The sequence below is a fragment of the Effusibacillus sp. SKA8 genome, assembly GCF_058273125.1.
In genome coordinates, this window is record NZ_JBZCSF010000032.1 from 1 (window position 1) to 2,506 (window position 2,506).

Sequence of the window (2,506 nt, forward strand, 5' to 3'; positions counted from 1 at the left end):
CAAATTGCTCTTTGAAAACCGGATAGCGAATGGGAGAAACACAAAATTGCGAGGTAACTGCTGAAGCAGTAACTCAAATTTCAACTGGGAATCAACCGAGAAACCTTGTAGATTAAGCTACAAAGGGCGCACGGAGGATGCCTGGGCGCCAGGTGCCGAAGAAGGACGGAGCGAACGCCGAAACGCCTCGGGGAGCCGTAAGCGGGCTTTGATCCGGGGATCTCCGAATGGGGGAACCCACCGGACGTAATGGTCCGGTACCCGCGGCTGAATCCATAGGCCGTGAGGAGGCAGACCAGGGGAACTGAAACATCTAAGTACCCTGAGGAAAAGAAAACAACATGTGATTCCGTCAGTAGCGGCGAGCGAAGGCGGAGGAGCCCAAACCGATCGTGCATGCACGATCGGGGTTGCGGGGCGTCTCGCAAGGAGTTACAAATTCTCTTTGTAGGAGAAGCGGCTTGGAAGGGCCCACCGGAGAGGGTGAGAGTCCCGTATCCGAAACGAAGAGAACTCCGAGACGGACCCCAAGTACCGCGGGACACGAGGAATCCCGTGGGAATCCGGCAGGACCACCTGCCAAGGCTAAATACACCCTGGCGACCGATAGTGAACCAGTACCGTGAGGGAAAGGTGAAAAGCACCCCGGGAGGGGAGTGAAAGAGAACCTGAAACCGTGTGCCTACAATCAGTCGGAGGGCGTTATTCCACCCCAAAAAGTACTACTTTTTGGGGACCCCGGAAAGCCTGACGGCGTGCCTTTTGTAGAATGAACCGGCGAGTTGCGATCACAAGCGAGGTTAAGGCGGAGAGCCGGAGCCGCAGCGAAAGCGCGTCTTAAAATCCGGGTCCCCGCGAAAGTGCTTGCACTTTCGTGGGCGAAGGTAGGGCGAGAGTTTGTGGACGCAGACCCGAAACCGGGTGATCTACCCCTGTCCAGGATGAAGGTGAGGTAACGCTCACTGGAGGTCCGAACCCACGCACGTTGAAAAGTGCGGGGATGAGGTGGGGGTAGGGGTGAAATTCCAATCGAACCCGGAGATAGCTGGTTCTCCCCGAAATAGCTTGAGGGCTAGCGTTGGAGTAAGAGTCATGGAGGTAGAGCACGGATTGGGGGAGGGGCCTTCGCGGGTTACCGAACTCAGTCAAACTCCGAATGCCATGGACTTATCTCCAGCAGTCAGACTACGAGTGCTAAGATCCGTGGTCAAAAGGGAAACAGCCCAGACCATCAGCTAAGGTCCCGAAGTACCGGTTAAGTGGGGAACGATGTGGCGGTGCACAGACAACCAGGATGTTGGCTTAGAAGCAGCCACCATTTAAAGAGTGCGTAATAGCTCACTGGTCGAGTGACGCTGCGCGGAAAATGTAACGGGGCTCAAACCGGACACCGAAGCTATGGACAGGTTGGAAACGATCTGTGGTAGGGGAGCGTTCTGTAGGCGGAGAAGTCAGACCGGAAGGACTGGTGGAGCGTACAGAAGTGAGAATGCCGGTATAAGTAGCGAAAAGACAGGTGAGAATCCTGTCCACCGAAAGCCTAAGGGTTCCTGGGGAAGGCTCGTCCGCCCAGGGTCAGTCGGGACCTAAGCCGAGGCCGAAAGGCGTAGGTGAAGGACAACTGGTGGAAATTCCAGTACCACCGCGCGCGCGATCCCATTCTAAGAAAATGGGGCCCCACGAAAGTACTCGGAATCCGCTGCGAAGCGATTCGTCACTTTCGTGGGGATCAGCGACGGGGGGACGCAGGAGGATAGGGGAAGCGGCCGGCTGGACGTGGCCGTGCAAGCAGCGAGAGGGAGTGGCAGGCAAATCCGTCACTTACAACCTCAAGCTGTGACGCCGAGGGAAGCGTGAGTACCGAAGTCCCTGATTTCACACTGCCAAGAAAAGCCTCTAGCGAGTGCGCCGGTGCCCGTACCGCAAACCGACACAGGTAGGCGAGGAGAGAATCCTCAGGTGCGCGGGAGAACTCTCGTTAAGGAACTCGGCAAAATGGCCCCGTAACTTCGGGAGAAGGGGCGCTCCGGTAGGGTTTGGAGCCCGAGGGAGCCGCAGTGAAAAGGCCCAAGCGACTGTTTAGCAAAAACACAGGTCTCTGCGAAGCCGAAAGGCGACGTATAGGGGCTGACGCCTGCCCGGTGCTGGAAGGTTAAGGGGAGAGGTGAGGGGGAACCCGAAGCTTTGAACCGAAGCCCCAGTAAACGGCGGCCGTAACTATAACGGTCCTAAGGTAGCGAAATTCCTTGTCGGGTAAGTTCCGACCCGCACGAATGGCGTAACGACTTGGGCGCTGTCTCAACGAGAGACCCGGTGAAATTGTAGTACCTGTGAAGATGCAGGTTACCCGCGGCAAGACGGAAAGACCCCGTGGAGCTTGACTGCAGCTTGATATGGGAGATGGGTAGTTCATGTACAGGATAGGTGGGAGGCTAAGAAGCCAGGGCGCCAGCTTTGGTGGAGCCGACGTTGGGATACCACCCTTGGGGTACTGATCTTCTAACCC

At 56.8% G+C, this 2,506-nt stretch carries 1 rRNA gene; it reads left to right on the top strand.

The features are described 5' to 3' along the window. Window positions 1-110: 110 nt before the first annotated feature. Window positions 111-2,506: ribosomal RNA gene (locus AC4ED1_RS14525) — 23S ribosomal RNA — on the top strand; the annotation flags it as partial.